At 72.6% G+C, this 3,409-nt stretch carries 3 protein-coding genes; 2 read left to right on the top strand and 1 reads right to left on the bottom strand.

Going from position 1 to position 3,409, the window contains the following annotated elements:
• Positions 1-132: 132 nt before the first annotated feature.
• Positions 133-1,347, bottom strand: coding sequence for a PucR family transcriptional regulator (locus tag EAO77_RS35415; protein ID WP_147992428.1), 1,215 nt, complete (start codon positions 1,345-1,347; stop codon positions 133-135).
• Between the two features lie 500 nt (positions 1,348-1,847).
• On the opposite strand from EAO77_RS35415, the gene EAO77_RS35410 reads away from it, so the two are divergent.
• Both EAO77_RS35410 and EAO77_RS35405 read left to right on the top strand, forming a co-directional pair.
• Entirely contained in the window at positions 1,848-2,438 is a 591-nt protein-coding gene (locus EAO77_RS35410; RefSeq protein WP_147992427.1) for a hypothetical protein, read from the top strand.
• Positions 2,439-2,721: 283 nt separating this feature from the next.
• Positions 2,722-3,409: DUF6801 domain-containing protein (locus EAO77_RS35405; RefSeq protein WP_315986130.1), on the top strand; the 688-nt coding region annotated here is incomplete at its 3' end.

Raw genomic sequence — 3,409 nt, 5'->3', positions numbered from 1 at the left:
GGGTGCGATCGGGTGGGGGGCGGCGCCGCCGACACACCTTACGCGAACGCGGACGCCGCCCCCCACCCGATCGCACCCTGCCGAGGGGGTGACGATGGTCACTGGCCGCCCGTGCCGGACGGCGTGCGGCGGTCAGTGCCGGGTGCCTCCGCGGCGGTCCTGCAGGTGGAGGGCGCGCAGCACGCTCTCGGTCGCGAACCGGCGCTCGGGATCCGTCAGCTGGGCGCCGAAGATCGCCTCCAGGCTGCGCAGCCGGTAGCGGACCGTCTGCGGGTGCACGTCGAGCAGTTCGCCCATCTGCGCGGCCGTCCCCCGGGTGTCCAGCCAGGTGCGCAGGGTCTCGATGAGCCGGCCGCGGCGGGTGGCGGTGAGCCGGGAGAGCGGGGCGAGCTCGCGGCGGGCGAGCTGGTCGAGCAGCGCGGTGTCGGACAGCAGCCACAGGGTCAGCATGTGGTCCGCGCAGAACAGCAGGGGGGCGTCGTCGACGACGCCCGTGTCGGCGAGGTCCAGGAGGCGGCGGGCCCAGCGGATGGAATCGGCCGCTCCTGAGGTCGGTACGGTCAGTCCCACGGCCGCGCGGACGCCGGTGAGCGCGGCCGCGAGGCGCTCTCTTCGTCCGTCGTCGACGGGGCCGGGCACGAGTAAGTGAGGGTGGGGCCCACCGAGATCGACGAGGACATCGTTGTCGAGATCGATTCCGGCCAATTCCGCCGACGGCCGGACGGCGACCAGGGTCACCTCGTCGGGCATCGGCCAGCCCGCCTGCTCGGAGAGCTCCGCCATGGCGGTTCGCGGCACGGGCGGGCCCGCCATGATCAGGTGCAGCAGCCTGCGCCGGATCGTCTCGTCGTGCTCGACCGCCTTGGTCTGCACCTCCAGGTAGCCCTCGCGGGTGAGCGCCTCGATCTCGTCGACGTAGGCGAACAGGGCGTCGGCGAAGCTCAGCATCAGGGTGGGGGAGAGGTTGTAGCGCCTGCCGATCCGCTTCGCCCGGCGCAGTGCCACCCGCGCGCCCAGCCGGTAGGCCCCCTGGAGCGACTCCAGGCTGCGCCCCTCGTAGGCCTCGAACCGGCCGAACCGGCGCAGCATCTCGTCCCTCAGCGGTGAGGGCATCGACGGCGAGGCCACCTGTTCGACGAAGACCGAGATGTTCTGCTCGACGCCCACCTGGATGGCCTTCCCGTACGGGCCGCTCAGCAGCCGTGCGTACTCGGGATAGGCACGGGAGACCTCGATGCCGATTTCCTGGATGAGGCTGGGCAGTTCGGGCCGGATGATCGCGGCGAACTCCTGCGGCAGCGGCGCCAGCGGCTCGCCCGCGTCGGACGGGCGGGTCGTTCTCGGCATGGTTCTCCCCTCGTGGTCCGGGTGGCCGGTGGTCCGTCGGCGTCCGTGGGGGGTGGGGGAAGCGCTCCCACGGACCTGGTGCGACTCATGTGGCGGGGCGACGTCGTTGATCCATGAACATAGACCAGCGGGCCGTGCCTGCACAGGAGTTGGGACATGGTGACATGACTTGGTCCGATACCTGTCGGCGAGATCGCGCGGCCGGGGCCCCGCACGGCGTGCTTGCTCACTTCCCGACAAGAATCCGAGGACGCCCCCTCGCCTTGCGACAAGAAAATACCCGCTGGTAGCAGCGGTGCGGGAAACTGCCGAACCAGTATTGCGCGCTGGGTTACCCGCTCGTAACGTCACTTCCGCAAGTCGCACGACCGGGTGGCCGAAAGAATTCGACCCGCGTTCCATCGCACTGAGCGTTCCAAGAAAGAGCCGCAACCGCTTTTCGGGCTGTGCGGCCGAAAAGCGATCCCCAGGTACGCCAATCCCCTGAAGGGAACTCACCCGTGCGCAGATTGACCCGAAACGCAGCTGTCGCCGCGGCCGCCGCCGTGGCCGCCCTCGGGCTCACCGTCACCCAGGCGTCCGCCACCTCGCTGGACACCTGGACCGTGACGCCGGGCGGCAGCTTCACCGCCACCGCGACCAACCCCACGCTGACCGTCCCGGCCGCCACGCTGGAGTGTGCGTCCTCCAGCGCCTCCGGCACGCTGGCGACCGGATCCGGCAACGCCGGCGCCGGCATCGGCACCATCACCACCCTGTCGTTCACCGACTGCTCGGTCATCGGCATCGACTTCGACGTGACGACCGCCGGCAGCATGCCGCTGAACGTCAGCGGGGTGAGCAGCGTCGCCAACGCCGTCGACGGCTCCATCAGCAACATCGACGCCCACGTCGAGGGCACCGCGTGCTCGGCCGACTTCACCGGCCAGGTGACCGGCTACTACAAGAACGACACCAAGCAGCTCGTCATCGACGACGGCAACCTCACCGCCTCGAACGCCGACTGCCTGGGCGTCATCAACGACGACGACCCGGCGCTCTACGAGGCGGTCTACGCGGTCAGCGGCGGGCACACCATCAGCCTGGACTGACCGGCCCGGCGCATCGCACCACAGGGACGGACGGCGGGCCCCGTGACCGGGATCCAGGACACGGGGCCCGCCGCACCACGCTGCACAGGGAGGGGAGCCATGGGTCTGCGGACCTGGAGGGCAGCGGGACGGGCCGCACCGCCGGCCCCGACCGCGCCGGACGCCGGCCGCGCGGGCGGCGCCGGCGACGGTGACGCGCGTCCGCCCACGGCGACGTACACCGTGACACCCGGCCGGACCGTGGTGCCCGTATGACGTCCGAACCGAACGGAGGGGGCGCGTCATGACCGCCCGGCGCCACCTGAGGGCCGCCGCGATCGGCGCCGCGGGGCTCATGGCGGGGCTGCTCGTCGGCCCCGGCTCGTCCGCGCAGGCGCGCGACGCGGACGTGGAGCTCACGTACGACTGCGACTTCACCACCGGCGAGCATCCGGTGCGGATCCACGTCACCGGCGCCTACCCGGACACCGGCATCGTCGGCAGGCCCGTGCAGCCCGGCCGGGTGACCGCCCGGGTGACGCTCCCGCCCGCCGCACTCGACGGCCTGCTGCCCGAGGGCACCTCCGCCCTCTCCGCCACGGTGTCCCTCACCGCCCTGGTGACCCAGGGCACCAGGGCCGCGGAAGCCGCCTGGTCGCTCGCCGCCCCCGGCGTCCCCGTCGACGGCGGCCCGGAGGGCCTCACCCTGGAACACACCGGCGCCGTGCCCTCCGTCACCGCGACCGCCCCCGGCGACCTCCGGATCGCCGCCGGCGCGGTCGCCCTGCGGCTGCGGCCCGTCACCGGCGGAGAGCTGTCGGGACAGGAGCTGCCGGTGGTGAACTGCACCCCGGCGGACGGCCAGGAGACCCTGCTCGCCACCGTCCCCGTGACCGGCCGCACGGCACCGGTGTGTTCCAGGGTGAGGCCCTCCGGGCCGCCGTCGACGGGGACGCCGGGGGCGGCGAGCGACCAGGCGGCTTCCGCGGCCC

The sequence above is a fragment of the Streptomyces sp. T39 genome (genome assembly GCF_008042045.1).
GTDB lineage: Bacteria > Actinomycetota > Actinomycetes > Streptomycetales > Streptomycetaceae > Streptomyces.
The sequence above is the reverse complement of the archived record's forward strand: the minus strand, read 5'-3'. Positions and strand labels throughout refer to the sequence as shown.